This is a genomic window from Candidatus Binataceae bacterium, assembly GCA_035500095.1.
GTDB lineage: Bacteria > Desulfobacterota > Binatia > Binatales > Binataceae > JAKAVN01.
This window is the reverse complement of the sequence record DATJXN010000048.1, coordinates 12,362-28,788: the sequence shown is the minus strand read 5'-3', so window position 1 is coordinate 28,788 and position 16,427 is coordinate 12,362. Positions and strand designations below refer to the sequence as shown.

General features: G+C 64.5%; 21 protein-coding genes. 16 read left to right on the top strand and 5 right to left on the bottom strand.

The window, feature by feature from the left end; translation table 11 throughout:
* The first annotated feature begins 209 nt into the window (after window positions 1–209).
* From VMI09_05570 to VMI09_05525, 10 genes are all read left to right on the top strand, one after another.
* On the top strand, window positions 210–611 hold the full coding sequence (locus VMI09_05570; GenBank protein ID HTQ24145.1) for a hypothetical protein: 402 nt from the start codon (window positions 210–212) through the stop codon (window positions 609–611).
* Window positions 551–823, top strand: a complete 273-nt coding sequence (locus VMI09_05565; GenBank protein HTQ24144.1) for a type II secretion system F family protein — start codon at window positions 551–553, stop codon at window positions 821–823. Before VMI09_05570 ends, VMI09_05565 begins: the two co-directional genes overlap by 61 nt.
* A gap of 123 nt (window positions 824–946) precedes the next feature.
* Window positions 947–1,333: a hypothetical protein gene (locus tag VMI09_05560; GenBank protein HTQ24143.1), complete on the top strand. Its 387-nt coding sequence runs from the start codon at window positions 947–949 to the stop codon at window positions 1,331–1,333.
* A gap of 99 nt (window positions 1,334–1,432) precedes the next feature.
* Window positions 1,433–1,918, top strand: a complete 486-nt coding sequence (locus VMI09_05555; GenBank protein HTQ24142.1) for a tetratricopeptide repeat protein — start codon at window positions 1,433–1,435, stop codon at window positions 1,916–1,918.
* Between the two features lie 58 nt (window positions 1,919–1,976).
* Window positions 1,977–2,423: a peroxiredoxin gene (locus tag VMI09_05550; GenBank protein HTQ24141.1), complete on the top strand. Its 447-nt coding sequence runs from the start codon at window positions 1,977–1,979 to the stop codon at window positions 2,421–2,423.
* Between the two features lie 627 nt (window positions 2,424–3,050).
* Entirely contained in the window at window positions 3,051–4,214 is a 1,164-nt protein-coding gene (locus VMI09_05545; GenBank protein HTQ24140.1) for an XdhC family protein, read from the top strand.
* 29 nt (window positions 4,215–4,243) lie between these two features.
* Window positions 4,244–4,903: a nucleotidyltransferase family protein gene (locus tag VMI09_05540; protein ID HTQ24139.1), complete on the top strand. Its 660-nt coding sequence runs from the start codon at window positions 4,244–4,246 to the stop codon at window positions 4,901–4,903.
* Window positions 4,904–5,003: 100 nt separating this feature from the next.
* Window positions 5,004–5,600 (top strand): sigma-70 family RNA polymerase sigma factor, encoded by a 597-nt coding sequence (locus VMI09_05535; GenBank protein ID HTQ24138.1) that lies wholly within the window; start codon window positions 5,004–5,006, stop codon window positions 5,598–5,600.
* Between the two features lie 2 nt (window positions 5,601–5,602).
* Entirely contained in the window at window positions 5,603–6,145 is a 543-nt protein-coding gene (locus VMI09_05530) for a hypothetical protein (protein ID HTQ24137.1), read from the top strand.
* A 25-nt stretch (window positions 6,146–6,170) separates the two neighbouring features.
* Window positions 6,171–6,542 (top strand): hypothetical protein, encoded by a 372-nt coding sequence (locus VMI09_05525; protein HTQ24136.1) that lies wholly within the window; start codon window positions 6,171–6,173, stop codon window positions 6,540–6,542.
* Window positions 6,543–6,617: 75 nt separating this feature from the next.
* On the opposite strand, the gene VMI09_05520 is transcribed toward VMI09_05525, so the two are convergent.
* Window positions 6,618–7,178: a tetratricopeptide repeat protein gene (locus tag VMI09_05520; GenBank protein ID HTQ24135.1), complete on the bottom strand. Its 561-nt coding sequence runs from the start codon at window positions 7,176–7,178 to the stop codon at window positions 6,618–6,620.
* 77 nt (window positions 7,179–7,255) lie between these two features.
* Between VMI09_05520 and VMI09_05515 the strand changes: the two genes are divergently transcribed.
* Both VMI09_05515 and VMI09_05510 read left to right on the top strand, forming a co-directional pair.
* Complete coding sequence (locus tag VMI09_05515; protein ID HTQ24134.1) at window positions 7,256–8,092, top strand: alpha/beta hydrolase; 837 nt, start codon at window positions 7,256–7,258, stop codon at window positions 8,090–8,092.
* A gap of 104 nt (window positions 8,093–8,196) precedes the next feature.
* Window positions 8,197–9,021, top strand: coding sequence for an alpha/beta hydrolase (locus VMI09_05510; GenBank protein ID HTQ24133.1), 825 nt, complete (start codon window positions 8,197–8,199; stop codon window positions 9,019–9,021).
* 64 nt (window positions 9,022–9,085) lie between these two features.
* Here the strand turns inward: VMI09_05510 and VMI09_05505 are convergent, their stop codons facing one another.
* Complete coding sequence (locus VMI09_05505) at window positions 9,086–9,421, bottom strand: carboxymuconolactone decarboxylase family protein (protein HTQ24132.1); 336 nt, start codon at window positions 9,419–9,421, stop codon at window positions 9,086–9,088.
* A gap of 245 nt (window positions 9,422–9,666) precedes the next feature.
* Between VMI09_05505 and pobA the strand changes: the two genes are divergently transcribed.
* Entirely contained in the window at window positions 9,667–10,842 is a 1,176-nt protein-coding gene (gene pobA, locus VMI09_05500; protein HTQ24131.1) for a 4-hydroxybenzoate 3-monooxygenase, read from the top strand.
* A 15-nt stretch (window positions 10,843–10,857) separates the two neighbouring features.
* On the opposite strand, the gene VMI09_05495 is transcribed toward pobA, so the two are convergent.
* The 3 genes from VMI09_05495 to VMI09_05485 all read right to left on the bottom strand — a co-directional run bounded on the left by VMI09_05495 (window position 10,858) and on the right by VMI09_05485 (window position 12,933).
* Window positions 10,858–11,556 carry a molybdopterin-dependent oxidoreductase gene (locus VMI09_05495; protein HTQ24130.1) on the bottom strand — a complete coding sequence of 233 codons (699 nt, stop codon included), beginning with the start codon at window positions 11,554–11,556 and terminating at the stop codon, window positions 10,858–10,860.
* Window positions 11,549–12,253, bottom strand: coding sequence for a cytochrome b/b6 domain-containing protein (locus VMI09_05490; protein HTQ24129.1), 705 nt, complete (start codon window positions 12,251–12,253; stop codon window positions 11,549–11,551). Before VMI09_05490 ends, VMI09_05495 begins: the two co-directional genes overlap by 8 nt.
* Window positions 12,254–12,489: 236 nt before the next feature.
* Window positions 12,490–12,933, bottom strand: coding sequence for a GNAT family N-acetyltransferase (locus tag VMI09_05485; protein HTQ24128.1), 444 nt, complete (start codon window positions 12,931–12,933; stop codon window positions 12,490–12,492).
* Window positions 12,934–13,086: 153 nt separating this feature from the next.
* Between VMI09_05485 and VMI09_05480 the strand changes: the two genes are divergently transcribed.
* The 3 genes from VMI09_05480 (at window position 13,087) to VMI09_05470 (ending at window position 16,420) form a co-directional block, all read left to right on the top strand.
* Complete coding sequence (locus tag VMI09_05480; GenBank protein HTQ24127.1) at window positions 13,087–13,884, top strand: Sir2 family NAD-dependent protein deacetylase; 798 nt, start codon at window positions 13,087–13,089, stop codon at window positions 13,882–13,884.
* A 110-nt stretch (window positions 13,885–13,994) separates the two neighbouring features.
* Window positions 13,995–15,479 (top strand): circularly permuted type 2 ATP-grasp protein, encoded by a 1,485-nt coding sequence (locus VMI09_05475; GenBank protein HTQ24126.1) that lies wholly within the window; start codon window positions 13,995–13,997, stop codon window positions 15,477–15,479.
* The gene (locus VMI09_05470; protein ID HTQ24125.1) at window positions 15,479–16,420 is read left to right on the top strand and encodes an alpha-E domain-containing protein; all 942 of its coding nucleotides are present in this window, start codon (window positions 15,479–15,481) and stop codon (window positions 16,418–16,420) included. Before VMI09_05475 ends, VMI09_05470 begins: the two co-directional genes overlap by 1 nt.
* Window positions 16,421–16,427 lie beyond the last annotated feature (7 nt).

Below are 16,427 nucleotides of genomic sequence, written 5' to 3'. Positions count from 1 at the left end.
GACGCCGTTGTTAATCAGCGCGATGGTGTTTCTGATTCTGGCCGGCGTCGCCGTAGCTATCTACGTCTCGGTTACCAGCGACCGGCGCCTGTTGCAGTCGCGGATGGATCACGTCGGGTACAGGGCGCGGATCGATACGGCTCCGGCCGGCGCGCCAGCCGCCACACGCGACGGGCGGGCGACTCGGGCATTGCTCAAATGCGTCGAGCATGGACCTCTTCCATGTCTGCAAGCTCGCCGCGATGGTGGGTGGTCTGCTGCTCGGCGCGGGCGGCAGCCGCATGATTCTGTCTATCATTCTCGGCGCTTCCGTCGGGGCATTTCTTCCCAGATATATTCTCGGCAAGCGCGCGCGCAATCGCCAGCTCGATATCGGACGCCAGCTTTCCGACGTCCTCGATCTGCTTGTGGTATGTGTCGAGGCGGGACTCGGCCTGCTTGAATCGATCAAGGTCGTCGGCGCCGAGACCAGAGAGCAGAACCTGATCATCGGTCAGGAGCTGTCGCAGGTGGCGGCGGAGGTCAATTCCGGCGCTCGCTGGGACATGCCTTGCGCTCGCTCGCCGCTCGCAGCGGCGTTGCCGACATCAAGCCGCTCGCCGCGACGCTGATTCAGAGCGAGCAGCTCGGCGCTGCGATCGGACCCGCGTTGCGGGCGATCTCGGATTCCATCCGCACGCACCGCCGGCTGCGCGCCGAAGAGTCGGCTCAGAAGACGACCATCAAGATTCTTTTTCCGCTGGTGCTGATGATTTTGCCCGCGATGCTGCTGATCATCGTGGGCCCGGCAATCGTGCAGACGGTTCGCACGCTGACCTTTTGACAGCCCGAACGCAGAGCCGCCAAGGACGGGCGCGACATCATCGCGGCGGGCGGATAGAATGAGCGTATCCGCGGCCCCGGCGATCCGACGATCGTCACTAAGCGGGCCTGGGAGGTGGTGCGGATGCGTGGGAACGTCGCCAAATTCGCGCTGGTCAAGCAGTTCGCGCTGGTCAAGCAGTTCGCGCTCTTCGCAGTGGCGGCGGCCGCCGGATTGACCGCGGCGGGATGTCTCCAGGTCGCGCCGCAACCCCCGGTACCGCCAACGACGATGAGTTCGTGGGGGCCGTTGGGCAGCTTTTCGATGACGTCGGGAGCCCCCTGCACCGGGAAAGCGGTTCTCACCGATGGGGCCGCTCTGGTCAGCGACGCTTGCTTCACCGGCGCCGACAATATCGTGATGTGTACGGACACTACCGCGGCCAATCCGCTCAGATGTACACCCGCAAGCGGAAGCCTTTCGATCTCGGGCGGCGTGGGCGATACGGTTGCCTACGCGCGCATCCGCTGAGAGAGGTCGCATCGATGCTGCGAGCCTCGGTGGATGCTCTTGACGCCTGGGCGATGCGCCAATAACCAAATCATTAGCGAAGCGATCCCGGCGAAGCCCATGGAAGATTCCGTTCTCAAGGTGCGCGCGCTCGAATTGTGGAACAAGGGCGTCGAGCGTCACATGCATGGCGACTTCGACGGCGCGATCCTTCTCTACACGAAATCGATCGATGTCTGTCCGACCGCCGAGGCGTACACGTTTCGCGGATGGGCCTACAACTATTTCGGCCGGGTCGACGATGCGATCGGCGAGTGCAAGAAGGCGATCGAAGTCGATCCGGACTTTGGCAATCCCTATAACGACATCGGCGCCTATCTGATCGCCAAGGGTGACTTCGACGAGGCGGTGCCGTGGCTGGAAAAAGCCAAGCACGCGCCGCGCTATGAGCCGCGTCATTTCCCCTACATGAACCTCGGGCGCCTCTACGCGACCAAGGGGATGCTCCAGCAGGCCATTCGCGAGTTCGAGCACGCACTGCGGCTACAGCCGGGCGAGCCGACATGCCAGGCATCCCTTGCCCGTTTGCGCGCGGCGCTTAATTAGACGTGCGCGGTCTGGTCGATGCGATGAAAGCGCAGAGAACAGCCGCAGGAGAGCGACGATGCTGAAGGCTGGTGATCCCGCGCCGGAATTTACCTTGCCCGATCAGGACGGCGCGCCGTTCGCGCTCGCGAGCGTGCGCGGGCGCAGAGTCTTTCTTTGGTTTTTTCCCGAGGCCGATACGCCTGGATGCAGTCTTGAAGGGCTCGGCCTGCGCGACCATCGGGAATATTTCGACCAGAGCGCGATCGAGATCGTCGGCATCGGTTTCGACACCGTAGCGGACAATGCCGCTTTCGCACGCAAACACAACTTTGGGTTCCGGCTGCTGAGCGATACCACGCACGAGGTCGCTCTGGCCTTCGGCGCCTGCGAGAGTCTCAAGGCGCGATATCCCGAGCGCATCAGCTTCCTTATTGGCGTTGACGGGCGCATCGAGCGTGTTTACGACAAGGTCGATCCGCGCGATCACGCCGCGCAGGTCCTGGTCGACGTGCTGGAAGAGTAATTAGCGTTTCGCTCTCATAATACCGCTAGAGGTGGCGCGCCTCTTGCTTCTTGAAGGGCATGGATTCGCGCAACGTCATCGGCGATTCCGGCGAATCGAGCCTTGTCGAGCAGGAAACCCAAGTCGATCATGCCGGCGCATCTTCAAGCGAAGCAGTTTCGGTCTCCGACGCTCGGTCGGAGGAGCTAGCGCCGTATCGAGATCGGTCAGACGATCCGGACAGGTGCCTCAAAGCCGCACAGCACGGATCGGAGCCCGGACAATCCACGTCGCTCACACTTGATGAGACATCAAGCAGACCCTGATTCGCGTGCTGCGCGAGACCAGGGGCAATCGCCGCCGCAGTGCAATCGTGCTCGGTATCTCGCGTTCGACGCTTTACCGGATGCTCGAGCGCTACGGCATCGATCGCGTCGGCCGCGAAACGAGGTCACGTAAGCCTCGCACTGATCGGATGGCGTCCGGGCCGACGGTTTAGAGCCGTCGTTTGCGAGCGGTCAGGCGGTCATCTGCGCCCGTAGAAACAGCGGCGGCTTTCGATCCACAATAGGATTCTTGAAGACGATTGATGCTCGGGCTTGGCCTAAGAAGCGTCACGGCCGAGCAGCGTCGAAGGCAGGGTAGAGGATGGCCGGACCGGAGGAGATTTGGGCCGAAGCGGTGCGCACGCTGGAGCGCGACAAGCCGTTCGCGCTGGCTACGGTTGTTAACGTGCGGGGTTCGACGCCGCGCGAGGTCGGAGCCAAGATGATCGTGCGCAACGACGGCCAGTTTGGCACGATCGGCGGCGGCTGCGGCGAGGCCGAGGTTTTCCGAAAAGCTCGAGTGTTACTTGAAGATGGAGGCGAAGCTCGGCTGGCCGAAGTCGACCTGACAGGCGATTTTGAACAGGAGCAGATCGGTACCTGCGGCGGGATAATGGACGTGTTCATCGACCTTTGGCGGCCGCGCTCCGATCTCGAAATCGCGCGCCGCCTGGCCGACGCCGCCGACCATAACCTGCCCGCCGCGCTTCTGACCGTGGTTGACCAGGGGGTGCCCAACGGCGCTGCGCCGGCGGCCAAGGTCGGCGAGCGCACGGTGGTCGATGTCTCGCGCCGCTCGGCGCCGCTTAAGGGCTTTGCGGGGCTGAGCGAGGCCGCGGCGCAGCAGCTCGGAGACCGCACTGCGGATGCGGTGGCGGCGCTGCTCGAGATCGGGGTGGACGGTGCGGTGCGGCCGGTGGCGCGGATCGAGCCGAGCGGCACGCCGCGGGTCTTTCTCGATCCCATCACGGGTGCGCAGCGGCTGATCATTGTGGGCGCCGGCCATATCGCGCAGCCGCTCGCCCAACTCGGCTCGATACTGGGCTTTCATGTCACGGTGATCGACGATCGCGCTGCGTTTGCCAACCGCGAGCGCTTTCCGATCGCCGACCAGATTGTGGTGCGCCCGTTCGCTGCCGCGATCGAGGCCCTGAACCTCGACCGCCATTGCTACGTGCTCTCGGTCACGCGCGGACACGCCTTTGACGAAGAGGTCGTGCGCACGGCGCTCAAGAAGCGCAACGGCGCGTTCATCGGGATGATTGGCTCGCGCCGCCGCGTACGCGCAACGCTCGAGCGCATTGCCGCGGATGGCATTCCCGCCGCGGAGCTGAATGAGGTTCACGCCCCGCTCGGCGTCGATCTCGGCGCCGAGACCCCTGCGGAAATCGCGGTTTCGATTATCGGCGAGATTATCCGTGAGCGGCGTACGAGGGCGCGCGACGCGTTCAACCTCGGAGTCAAGCTCGGGCAGCTACGGCGCTAGGCCTGCGCGCGCGAGCGTGGAGCGATCTTGTGGCGGCGGGGCATGAAACGGTAGGCGGTTCGCCGCCCGACTTGGGCGCGCCGGTTGAGGCGATCCTGCTCGCCGCTGGCGAATCGCGCCGGATGGGCTTTCCCAAGCCGCTGCTCAGGCTGGGTTCGCGCACCTTTGTCGAGGTGCTTATTGCCGCGATACTTCCGAACGTCGCGCGGCTCATTGTAGTGGTCGGCGCGCACGGCTCCGCGGTGCGCGAGGCGATTCCCGCCGATCCAGGAATCCTCGTGGTGGACAATCCCGGCTATCTTCGCGGGCAGCTTTCCTCGATCAAGGCGGCGCTGCCTCACGTTGGACCGCGAGCATCCGGCGCGCTCATCCACCTGGCGGACCATCCGATGGTCAATGCGGCAACCTTCGCTGCGGTTATCGAGGGCTATCGGCGTCTAGGCAAGCCGATAGCGATCGCACGCCACCAGGGCCGCCGCGGCCATCCTGTGGTCTTCGCGCGCGAGTTGTTCGGCGAGCTTGCGGCCGCGCCCGACGAACAGGGAGCAAGAGTGGTGGTGGCGGCTGACCCGGCTCGGGTGGCTTACGTCGACGTTGACGACCCCGGCGTGCTGACCGACCTCGATACGCCCGAGGATCTGGATCGCGCCGGGCTCGACCGTCCCGGACCCTCGATGAAGGCTAATTAGGCCCGAAACGGCCGATTTTTCGTGTAACCATGGACCGGAGCCGTCGTACTCTTTATCAGGTATGCGTGGCGTCCTTGCATTCAAGCGATTCGCGCGTAGCGTGTCAGAGCCATCGGACCAGGACCTGGTAGCGGGTGCGCTGGACGGCGACTCGGCCGCGTTTGCGGAGCTCGCCACCCGTCATCGCTCGCGCGTCGAACGCATCTGCCAGCGTTTTTTTTCCGACGCCGAACAGGTGCGAGACCTGGCTCAGGAAACCTTTATCCACGCCTACGGCGGATTGAAGGGTTATCGGGCCGAAATTCCATTCGGTGCATGGTTGCGCGCGATCGCTACCAACCTGTGCTATGACGAATTGCGCCGGCGCCGCCGCCGTCCCGAAGAGCTGGTAGCTGACTTCAGCGCGGCTGAGTCGACCTGGCTGGGGCTGGTGAATACGGCCACGCCCGAAGAGCTCGTGGAGGCGGCGCAGGAGCGGCAGGAAGCGAAGACGCTCGCGGACAAGCTGTTGGCGACGCTTAAGCCGGAGGACAGGCTCGTGCTGACCCTGCAGAACAGCGAGGATATGAGCGTAAGCGAAATCGCTGACATCGTCGGCTGGAGCGAAGCCAAGGTTAAAATACGCGCCTTTCGAGCGCGGCAGGCGTTGCGCCGTCAGGCGGCGCGTTTGGTGCGGCCGCGCAAGGCGGAGAGCTAACAATGAACTGCTTCGAGGCACGTCAGGATTTTGTAGGTTTCTGGCAGGGCACGCTCGGCGATGAGCGTCGCGGGGACCTGCTTGCGCATCTCAAGGGATGCCCGAAGTGCGATCGCGCATTTCGCGCGTTTGCATTGACGGCGCCGATCCTCCACGCAGGGAGCGGCGCGACGGCAGAGTCCGCGCGCGGCGCGACGCCCACGGGCAGCGGACTCGATTTTTCCCGCCTCGAGTTGCCCGGCAATATCGAGGGAACACGGAGAGCGGACGCCGATCGCGCGGCTGAGATTCTGCGCCGGGCGTCGGTCCACCGGTTCGCGGATCGCCGCCCGTCGCACAGGTTGCGCGACGCCGCGGCGGGATTCTCGGCGATGGCGGCGGCGGCGCTGCTCCTTTACTTCTCGCTGGCCACGCCGTCGCAGTCGTTCGACGACCTTATGGCGCCGTCCGGTTCGATTTCCGAGACCGCTGCGCAGTCGGACACGGATTTCCTCGGGCAGCAGATGGCCCCGATATCGCCCGTGAGCTACGACATTGCCGGATAAGGGAAGAGGCTGGCTTCCGCTAGTGGTGGGAGTGGCGGGCCTCGTGATCGGGTTCGCTGGGAGCAGCCTGGCCTACCGCCATAGATGGCTCGGCGTGCCCCACGGATCATTCATGGAGCGGATGCAGCGTGAGCTGAATCTGACGCCTGCAGAGCGCGATCAAATCCTCGCGATCGTGAATGAGACGCGCTCGAAGATGATGAAGCTGCGCGAAGACTTCGAGCATGAGCGCCGTGAAACGATCATGCAGGCGCGCGCCCGCGTGCGCGCTCTGTTGACGCCCGAGCAGCAGGAGAAATTCGATCACGAGTTCAGGCCGCCCCCGGAGCACGAGCACGACGGCGGACCGGGGATGCATGGCGACGGTGGCGCTCACGAGGGCGCCCCCCCTCCCTAGACTTCGTCTGGGTTTCCGGCCGGGTCGGTCAGCTGCGGGTTCGCCTCTCCGCGCGGTAAGTGCGCCAGGCGAAATTCACATCGCGCCCATGTCACCCAGGATCTTGCGCGCCTCGGCTGCGACCGCGGGATTCTTCGAGCCGTTGGCCACCGCCTGGTTGAGGTAGTGCGCGGCCTGCTCGCGATTACCCATCTGCGCGTAAACCTCACCCAGCCTGAGCGCCGCGAATGCGGAGCCCTGATCGAGCTGGTAAGCTTTCTGATAGTAGGGCAGCGCGTCGGCAGCCTTGGGGGGCGTGAACGACATGTACGCCTCGCCGATGTTGAGATAGGCGCTGACCGAGTTGGGCTGATACTTGATTAGCTTTTTGTAAACCGAAACGACCTGGTCGAACTGCGATCGCGAGTTGTAGTACAGGCCGAGATAAACATACGGGTCTTCCAGCGTCGGGTCGATATTGCTCGCCTGCCATAGCAGCTTTACCGCCTGCTGACTGTCCGTCATATTGATCGCCGCTTCGACCAGCGAGCGGGCCTTGGCCGCGCTGGCCTCGTCAGCGCGCGCGATCGCGGGTCCAGCCGCCACGACGAGCGCCATCGCGAGGCCTGTGAGGACCATTTTCATTCCCGCGCGCATTGAACTGTTCTTCGGCGCCACTGATAGAATCGTGGCACGCGGCCGCGACTCTTGCAAAGGTTCAACGATTTCGCAGGATGGAGCATCGAAAACTCAGAAAATTCAGGGGCCGCGGCATCGAGCTCAGCTGTCTCGACTACGGAGGCGAGGGCCGGCCGCCGATGCTGCTGATTCATGGCGGCGCAGCGCATGCGCGATGGTGGGATTTTGTCGCGCCCGCGCTGATCGGCCGTTTCCACGTGCTCGCGCTCGACCAGCGCGGCCATGGCGACAGTCCGTGGAGCGCCGAGTGGGCCTACGGCTCGCGTCACTATGCCGCTGATCTCGAGGCCGTGATCGCCGGCTGGGGTCTGGGTGCGCCGGTATTGGTGGGTCATTCGATGGGCGGGCATAGCGCGATGGTCTTCGCGGCCGAGCATAGCGATCGGCTCCGCGCGATGGTCGCGATCGACTCGATACCGGCCTACCCGGAGCGCGCGGTCGCGGCGCTGGCCGCGATCGCCGATCGTCCTGCGTCCGTGTACGAATCGCTGGACGACGCGGTTGCCGCATTCCGCCTGCTCCCGGGCGAGACGCTCGCGGCGCCTGAGATTTTGCGTCACGTGGCGGAGCTGAGCTTTCGCCGGCGCGACGACGGCAAATGGGTGCACAAGATGGACCGCCGGACGCTCAGGCGCGAACCGGTCCAGCTCGACGGCGAACTTGCGCGCATCCGATGCCCCGCGCTGCTGATCAAGGCGGCGGAGAGCCCGGTGCTTTCAGTCTCGTTCGCACGCGCGATGGCGGCGCGGATGGCGCGCGGGCGGATGGTGTTGCTCGAGAACTCAAACCATCATGCGCCGATCGATAATCCTGCGGGACTGGTGGCTGCGATGACGGCGTTTCTCGACGAAGTCGCGCGAGCGGCCACTTAAGTGAAACCGTTCTCCCAAGAACACCGGCTGAAATGTCCGCGTTCTACGTGCCGCGGAAAAGGTCCGCAGGTTACCTGGCCGACGACTCGGCAAAGGTCCCCCTCGTGAGCGAGCCCTTGAGCCACTTCACCGGCTTTGCGCCGCGCCTGCACTACCTGGAATGGAATCCCGGCGCGCCGCGCACGATCGTTCTCCTTCACGGCAATTCAGCCAACGCATGGTGGTGGCAGCCGCTCGCCGCCGCGATCGGCCCCGCCGACCTTCGCCTGCTCGCTCTCGACCAGCGCGGCCACGGCGACAGCGAATGGATCCGGCCGCCTGCCTATGGGCCGCTCGAGTACGCGCACGACCTCGCCCGCTTCATCGCGGAATACGCGCCGCCGCAGCCCTTCGTCGCCGGCCACAGCATGGGCGGGATAAGCGCGCTGACTTTCGCGGCCGAGTACCCGGGCGTCGCTCGCGCGATCGTCGCGATCGATTCCGCCGTCACGTCGAGCGATCGGCGCAATCACTATTTGCGCCGGCTCAGAGGATTGCCGGTCGTCACCTATCCCGACCGCGAGACCGCGCTCGCCCGATTCCGACTGATGCCCAACGAGGGCGCGATTGCGCCTGCCACGCTCAGGACGATTGCGGAAAAGAGCCTGGGAGAGACCTTCGAGAGGCGCTTTTCGATGAAGTTCGATCGCGAAAGCTTTCTCGGCAGCGACGGAATCGACGTACTGGGGGCAATCGCGCGGATTCGCGACCCGCTGCTCCTGATTCGCGCCGAGCGTAGCCGCATCATGACCGCCGACGGAGCCGCGCGCGCACTTGTGGCCAATCCGAAAGCAAAGCTGGTGACGATCCCCGGCGCGCACCATCATGTGATCCTTGAGCAGCCGGCGGCAGTCGCGCGCGCGATCGAAGAATTCATCGCGAGCATGTGAGTGCCGCTTCTTTGGAATCCGGACCGCTAGCCGGCCTTTGCGGCGGATTCGCACCCGGTTCAGGTCAGCGGTGTTGATGCTGGTTCATGGCCCTGGCTGAAGTTGCAAAGTGTCCCACCGCCGAGCCAGCGAGCAGTTCCATCGCGACGAATACGGCCTCCGCGATTTCCTCGTCGCTTGCGCCCGCGGCCTTGGCCTTGTCCGTATGGTAGGCGATGCACGCGTCGCACTGCGTTACGTGCGTTATGCCCACGGCCATCAATTCCTTGAACTTTGTCGAAAGGTTTCCGGGCTGATACACGGCCTGCTCGAATTCAACGAACTTCTGGAACAATTCCGGCTGCAACTCGCGTAGCTTCTGAAGATTTTTGTCTTTCGCCCACTCTGGTTGGTAGCTCATGATCCATTCCTCCGCGTTCAGGCTGCAGATCGCGTTTCTTGGTGCTCATCCGTATTAGCCGGGCGGCCTGGCGGCGCAAGATTCTCTCTCCGGTTCTCATGTCATGTCTTCTCCGCGGTGACAAGTATCGTCCGCGGTGACAAGTATTTCTTTCCGAGTCGCTGTACTTCGTCGTTGCCGTGACGGTTGCGCACGCGCTATCGAGGAATTCGTCCCGAGCGTGTAGATTCAGGGTCTTGGCGAAGATGCGCACTCAAATTGGGATCGTGGGCGCGGGGCCGGCAGGCCTGATGCTCGCGCATCTGTTGCATCGCGCCGGCGTCGAATCCGTGGTGGTCGAGAACCGGAGCCGCCAGTACGTCCAGGAGCGCGTCCGCGCCGGCGTGCTCGAGCAGGGCACCGTCGATCTGATGAACGAAACGGGCCTGGGCGGGCGTCTCGCGCGCGAGGGCCTGGTTCATCGCGGGCTGGAACTGCGCTTTGCAGGCCGCGGCCATCGGATCGATCTCCATGCGCTGACGGGCGGAAAAGCGATCACGATCTACGGACAGAACAAGGTCGTCGAAGATCTGACCGATGCTCGGCTGGCCGCGGGCGGAGAGATATTTTTTTCCGCCGAAGCCGTGAGCATCCACGGCGTCGATAGCGCGGCACCGGCGATTCGCTTTCGCGCGGGCGGCGAGGCGGTCGAGGCGCGATGCGATTTCATTGCCGGATGCGACGGCTTTCATGGCATATGCCGGCCGTCGCTCCCGCCGGGCGTGCTTGCCGAATTCAATCGCGTCTATCCCTTCGCCTGGCTGGGCATCCTGGCCGAGGTCGAACCGTCCTCCGACGAGTTGATCTACTCCCGCCATGAGCGCGGTTTCGCGTTGCACAGCATGCGCTCGCCCGAGCTCACGCGGCTCTATCTTCAGGTCGCGCGGGACGAAGAAATCGGCGACTGGCCCGACGATCGAATCTGGGACGAGCTTGAGCGCCGCTTCGAAACGGACGGCGGCTTCATCCTCAAGCGCGGGCCGATCGTACAGAAGGGCATCACGCCGATGCATAGCTTCGTGGTCGAGCCGATGCAGCACGGCAACCTCTTTCTCGCAGGCGACGCGGCGCATATCGTGCCGCCGACCGGAGCGAAGGGGCTCAATCTGGCGATCGCGGACGTGCGGATGCTCGCGCGGGCGCTCGGCGAGTTCTATGCGAGCGGGTCACCCAGCGCGCTCAATCGTTACTCGGAGACCTGTCTTCGCCGGGTCTGGAAGGTGCAGCGGTTTTCGTGGTGGATGACCTCGATGTTCCATCGCTTCGAGGACGCGAACGCCTTCGACCAGCGCCGACAGCTCGCCGAGCTCGAATACGTCGTCTGCTCTAATGCCGCGTCGCAATCGCTCGCCGAGAACTACGTCGGCCTTCCGATGGACTGAGTATTCGCGGCGCGTTCACACGCCGGCGAACCAGTCGTAGCCCTGATCTTCCCAGTAGCCGCCACCGGGGCGCTCGGGCAGAAAATTCACCTCGGTCAGGTACTTGACGCTTTTGTAGCCGAGCTTGATCGCCGAATAGACTCTGAGCGGAGCGCCGTGATCGGGACGCAGCTCGTGACCGTTCATCCCGTAGGCAAGCAGCGTCTGTGGATGAAGCGCGCTGCCGAGGTCCCACGACGACCAGTATCCTGCGTCGAACGAGCGGAACTCGACGTAGCGCACCCGGGGATCCATTCCGACCGCGCGCGCCAGCTCGCTGATTCGCAGGCCGTGCCACTCCGCCACCGCCGACCATCCCTCGACGCAGTGATGGCGCACGCGCATGCTGGTGCGCGGCATCGCCTTAAGCTGATCGAGCGTGTACAGGCCCGGACGCGCGACCATCCCGCCCACCTTCAGCGACCATCCAGCGGGCGCAAGCGGCAGATCGTCGGCGATGTAGTAGACCGGAAGCGCGCTCTCCGGCGTGAGTGCGCTTGCTGGCTCCTCGGGCGCGAGGCGCGAGCGCGAGAACAGCAGTCCCTCGAAGCGCTCGTTGAAGCGCAGCATGCCGTTAAGAAAGGCGGTTACCGGATGGCGCGCGTCGCATCCGGCGAGCAGCGCCGTCGCGGCGAACCCCGTCAGCAACTGCCGCCGCGTGATGATCCTAGCCACGTTTGCCTCCGGTGATCATCGCAAACAACGCGCGCGGATGAAGCGAGACCAGCACGATATGGGTCGCTACGAACGTCGCGATCAGCACCAGGCCGAGCAGATGGACGACGCGAGCCGCGTCATAACCGCCGAACAGCGCCAATAGCCAGTGAAGCTGGACCGGCTTGTAGAGCGCCAGTCCCGAGAGCACTTGCAGAGTTATGATTACGACGATCGAGCTGTAGGCGAGGCGCTGCAGTCCGTTGTAAAAGTCGGGCGGCGGCGGTGTCTTGAGCACCCGCAGATAGTAACCGAGCATCCGGATCGCGTTGCGCGCGTCGCGCGCCGGAATGAAGAGCCGCCGGCGCCATTCGCCGCGTCCGAAAAAGTAGGCGAGGTAGATGAGCCCGTTCAGCACCATGAACCAGGCGATTGCGAAGTGCCAATGCCGTCCGCCCGCGAGCCATCTGCCGATCCGTAGCCAATGCGGCGGCGCCACTCCTTGCAGCGGATACCATCCGTATTGCCCGCCCTGCGGCCCCAGCGAGGGATAGGCGGCGAAGATTTCGAGTCCGCTACCGGCCATCAGCGCGATAAACAGCACGTTCGTCCAGTGATTGAGACGGATTGTGAGCGGCTGGATTCGCCGTCCTCTGAATCGGGCGTCGGGCGCCGCCTGATGCATCGAAAGATCCTGGCGAGCTGGAGCGGATGCCATCGCGCTACTCATTTGTCTTCATGCCCTTGGGTTTCATCTTCGGCTTCGAGTGCCCGCCGTCCCATGATCGTCATTTGCCATCATCACCCCCGATACAAGTAATAGGCCGCGCCGCGGCATAAGTTACGCTCGGGTTGATCGAGATTTGTCGGGCTTTCGCGAATTTGCCAGGTTTCGCGATTTCGCAGATTTTCGCGACTTTGGCGAACTCTCGCGACTTTACCGCGTACCGGCGCTTACAGCACCCGTTCCATCCTGCGATGCATGATGCCGGCTTCTTCGAACACTTCGCCGACGGGCGTGAAGCCCTGCTTGAGGTAGAAGCCTTCGGCGTGAAGTTGGGCGTCGAGCACGGCGCGCTTGAAGCCGCGCCGGCGCGCGCGCTCGACCAGGAACGCGAGCAGCCGGCGGCCGACTCCGGCGCGGCGACGCGCGGCCAGCACCGCCATCCGCCCGATCTTGACGTAGCCGTCACGCTCCAGCATCCGGCCGCAGCCGACCGGCCGCTCGCCCTCGAGCGCGAGCGCGTGGATCGCCCGCGCGTCGTCGGCGTCGAGCTCGATCTCCTCGGGCACGTGCTGCTCTTCGATAAAGACGCGCCGGCGGAGCGCCCACGCCTGCTCCATGCGCGCGTGATCGCCGGCGACCTCTATCACCCTGAGCGGCGCCGAAGCGTCCATCGCCTCTCCCTAGCGCGCGCGCCCGCGTATCGTCAAACCGCCCCGACGCCGAGGACGCGTCGGAATTCGCTTGAGGGCTCGCGATGCGATTGTGCTAGGCTCGGATTTAAGCGTGCGTCGCCGCGCGCGGCGCTCGGGAGTTACGCTGGTTCGATGGCGAAAGACGCCGAACACGCAACCGACGAACAGATAAGGCAGGCGGCCGAAATGCTGCTGGCCGCGACGTATGCGATCGCGCTTACCGGCGCGGGAATGTCGGTCGAGAGCGGCATCCCGCCGTTTCGCGGTCCGGGGGGACTCTGGACCAAGTACGGCGAGCCGCCGATGAACGGCTACCAGATTTTCCTCGCCGATCCGAAGAAGGGATGGGAGGATCGGATCAGGCGGCAGGACGACGAACTGTTTGCGCCGCTCAAGATCGCCAAGCCCAACCCCGGACACTACGCCTTCGTCGAGCTCGAGCAGATGGGTGTGCTGCGCTTTCTCATCACGCAAAACGTCGACGACCTCCATCGCCAGGCCGGGCACAAGGCGCTGTCCGAGATTCACGGCAACTGGAAGCTCATCCGATGCCTCGAGTGCGGTGCGCGCTTCAAGGCCGAAGAGATCAGCCTCAAGGTGCTGCCGCCGCCATGTCCGACGTGCAGTGGAATGCTGAAGGCCGACACGGTCGCGTTCGGCGAACCCATCCCGGCCGACGCACTGCGCCAATGCGCCGAGCATTCGGCGCGCGCCGACCTGGTGATCCTGGGCGGGACCTCGGCGACGGTTTATCCGGCGGCCGGCTTTGCGCTCGAGGTCAAGGAGCGCGGCGGCCGTTTGATCGAAGTGAATCTCTACGAATCCGAGATCACTCGGCTTTGCGATCTGAGCTTGCGCGGCGGCTCCGCCGACGTGGTCCCGCGCTTGACGCGCGCGATCTCGCAACTGCGGCGCGCGCGCCTGTCATAGCAATTCCCCAGGCGTAAATATCGGCGCGGGAGGGCACGCCGCTTGCTCTTGAGGCGCCACGCTTTGTGCGAGCCGCACGAAAGCATCGGCGCTCGCGCGAGGTGGACGCGATGGATGCACAGCAGGCGGGCATTGCGGTGCCCGGTTGGCAGGCACAGGCCAGCACGCCCGTGCCGATCAACGAAATGTTCGACGCCGAGGGGCGCCCGCGGCCGGAGTGCGCGCGGGTCATCGCATACCTGCTGGCGATGGAATCCCGCCGGCTCGCCGAACTCGGAGAGCGCGCGCATCGGATGTTCCAGACGATGGGCGTGACCTTCAATGTTTACGGCGATCATGAAGGCGGAGAACGAATTTTCCCCTTCGATCCGATCCCGCGCATTATCTCGGCTGAGGTCTGGGCCGGACTCGAAGCCGGACTGATTCAACGCACGCGGGCGCTCAACGCGTTCGTCGCCGATATCTATTGCGAGGCGCAAATTATCAAGGACGGCGTGATTCCGCGCGATCTGATCATCGGGTCGCCGCAGTTCCGCCATGCCGCCGTCGGCATCATGTCGCCCTGCGGGGTTTACGTCACGGTTGCGGGAATCGACTTGGTGCGCGGCGCCGACGGGCGCTTTCATGTGCTCGAGGACAATGTGCGCACGCCGTCCGGCGTTTCCTACGTGATCGAGAACCGGCGCATCATGACGCGCCTGATGCCCGAGCTGATTCGAGCCCTGCGAGTGCGCAGCGTCGAGAACTATCCGGCGTATCTGCTCGCATGCCTGCGCGAGCTTGCACCGGCCGGCATCAGCGACCCAACCGTCGCGCTGCTGACGCCGGGGCCGTTCAATTCGGCGTTCTTCGAACACGTGTTCCTCTCGCAGCAGATGGGAATCGAGCTGGTTGAAGGGCGCGACCTGGTGTGCGTGGACCACAAACTCTTCATGAAGACGGTGCACGGGCTTCGCCGGATCGACGTCCTCTACCGCCGCATCGACGACGACTTCCTCGACCCCGTGGTTTTTCGTCCCGATTCGCTGCTCGGCGTTGCGGGCTTGACCGCCGTGCTGCGCGCAGGCAATGCGACGCTGGCCAACGCGATTGGCACCGGCGTCGCCGACGATAAGGGCGTGTTCGCCTACACCCCGGAGATCATCCGCTACTACCTCGGCGAGGAACCGCTGCTGCCGATCGTCGAGACGCACTTGTTGCGCGATCCGGACGTAAGGCAGCGCGTGCTGCGCGACCTCGACCGCTACGTGGTCAAACCCACTGGCGCCTCGGGCGGCTACGGCGTGGTGATTGGCCCGCGCGCGACGGACGCGGAGCTGGCAGAGGCGCGCAAACGCATCGAGGCGGCGCCCGCCGGCTTCATCGCGCAGCCGGTCTTCCCGCTTTCGGTGCATCCGACCCTGTTCGGATCTTCCACCGACGGCAAACCGGCGTTGGCGGCGCGCCACGTCGATCTGCGGCCCTTCGTGCTGCTTGGGCAGAAGCCTCGAGTGCTCGCCGGAGGACTCACGCGGGTGGCGCTGCGCGAGGGCTCGCTCATCGTCAACTCGTCGCAGGGCGGCGGCAGCAAGGACACCTGGGTGTTGGAAGAATAGTGCTCCGGCGCATCGCAGGTTCATTGTTTTGGGCGGCGCGTTACCTCGAGCGCGCGCAATGGCGCGCGCGCCTGGTCGACGTCAACTATCATCTGCTGCTCGAGGTCCCGCCGCGCGACCTCGAGCCGTGGGAGCCGCTGGTCCGCATCACCGCCGAGCAGGAGCTGTTCGCGACGAAGCATACCCATGCCACCGAGGCGTCGGTCATCGACTTCTTCGTCTTCGACCAGGAGAACCCGTCCTCGATCCGGAGTTGCATCGATTCGGTGCGCGCCAACCTGAGTCCGCTGCGCCATCTGATCTCGTCGGAGCTTTGGGTGGCGGTGAATCGGCTCTACCTGGAGACCCAGGGATGGTCGGCGCAGACGCTCGCCGCCGCGGGCGTCTCGGCTTTCTTTGCCGAGCTGCAACGCCACTTCTACACCATCGAAGGAATCATCGTGAACACGATGCCGCGCGATCTGACTTACGATCTCTTCGCGCTGGGCACGATGCTTGAGCGGCCGGACAATGTGTCGCGGCTGCTCGACGTGAAGTATCACTACCTGCTGCCGCGGCTGGAAGACATCGGCGGCCCCGCGGATCTTCGCCAGTGGGCGGCGGTGCTGCGCAGCGCCTCCGCGTTCGAGGCCTTTCGCAAGACATACGGCAACGCAATCCAGGTTAATAGAGTGGTCGAGATCCTGGTTTTCGACCCCTCGTTTCCGCGCTCGATGCGGTTTTCTATCGACCAGACGGCCGAGGCGCTTGGACGGATCGCGTCGCGCGAAGGGGAACCGGCGCCGGAAACCCAGCCGTGCGCGGAGTTGCTCGCGATGCTTCACGGGGGTTCGGCCACCACGACCATCGAGAGCGGACTGCACGAATTTCTGATCGGCGTCGAAGCGGGTTGTGCACGACTGTCCGACCACGTGTTCGATCGCTACATGTCGCTCGAGTAAGCTCGGA

Bases quoted from the DNA above. Each gene is read 5' to 3' on its own strand.
- VMI09_05515 (HTQ24134.1), top strand. From the start codon at position 7,256: ATGGAGCATCGAAAACTCAGAAAATTCAGGGGCCGCGGCATCGAGCTC.
- VMI09_05520 (HTQ24135.1), bottom strand. From the start codon at position 7,178: ATGCGCGCGGGAATGAAAATGGTCCTCACAGGCCTCGCGATGGCGCTC.
- VMI09_05530 (HTQ24137.1), top strand. From the start codon at position 5,603: ATGAACTGCTTCGAGGCACGTCAGGATTTTGTAGGTTTCTGGCAGGGC.
- VMI09_05545 (HTQ24140.1), top strand. From the start codon at position 3,051: ATGGCCGGACCGGAGGAGATTTGGGCCGAAGCGGTGCGCACGCTGGAG.
- VMI09_05490 (HTQ24129.1), bottom strand. From the start codon at position 12,253: ATGGCATCCGCTCCAGCTCGCCAGGATCTTTCGATGCATCAGGCGGCG.
- VMI09_05485 (HTQ24128.1), bottom strand. From the start codon at position 12,933: ATGGACGCTTCGGCGCCGCTCAGGGTGATAGAGGTCGCCGGCGATCAC.
- VMI09_05560 (HTQ24143.1), top strand. From the start codon at position 947: ATGCGTGGGAACGTCGCCAAATTCGCGCTGGTCAAGCAGTTCGCGCTG.
- VMI09_05475 (HTQ24126.1), top strand. From the start codon at position 13,995: ATGGATGCACAGCAGGCGGGCATTGCGGTGCCCGGTTGGCAGGCACAG.
- VMI09_05570 (HTQ24145.1), top strand. From the start codon at position 210: ATGGACCTCTTCCATGTCTGCAAGCTCGCCGCGATGGTGGGTGGTCTG.
- VMI09_05480 (HTQ24127.1), top strand. From the start codon at position 13,087: ATGGCGAAAGACGCCGAACACGCAACCGACGAACAGATAAGGCAGGCG.
- VMI09_05555 (HTQ24142.1), top strand. From the start codon at position 1,433: ATGGAAGATTCCGTTCTCAAGGTGCGCGCGCTCGAATTGTGGAACAAG.
- VMI09_05550 (HTQ24141.1), top strand. From the start codon at position 1,977: ATGCTGAAGGCTGGTGATCCCGCGCCGGAATTTACCTTGCCCGATCAG.
- VMI09_05505 (HTQ24132.1), bottom strand. From the start codon at position 9,421: ATGAGCTACCAACCAGAGTGGGCGAAAGACAAAAATCTTCAGAAGCTA.
- pobA (HTQ24131.1), top strand. From the start codon at position 9,667: ATGCGCACTCAAATTGGGATCGTGGGCGCGGGGCCGGCAGGCCTGATG.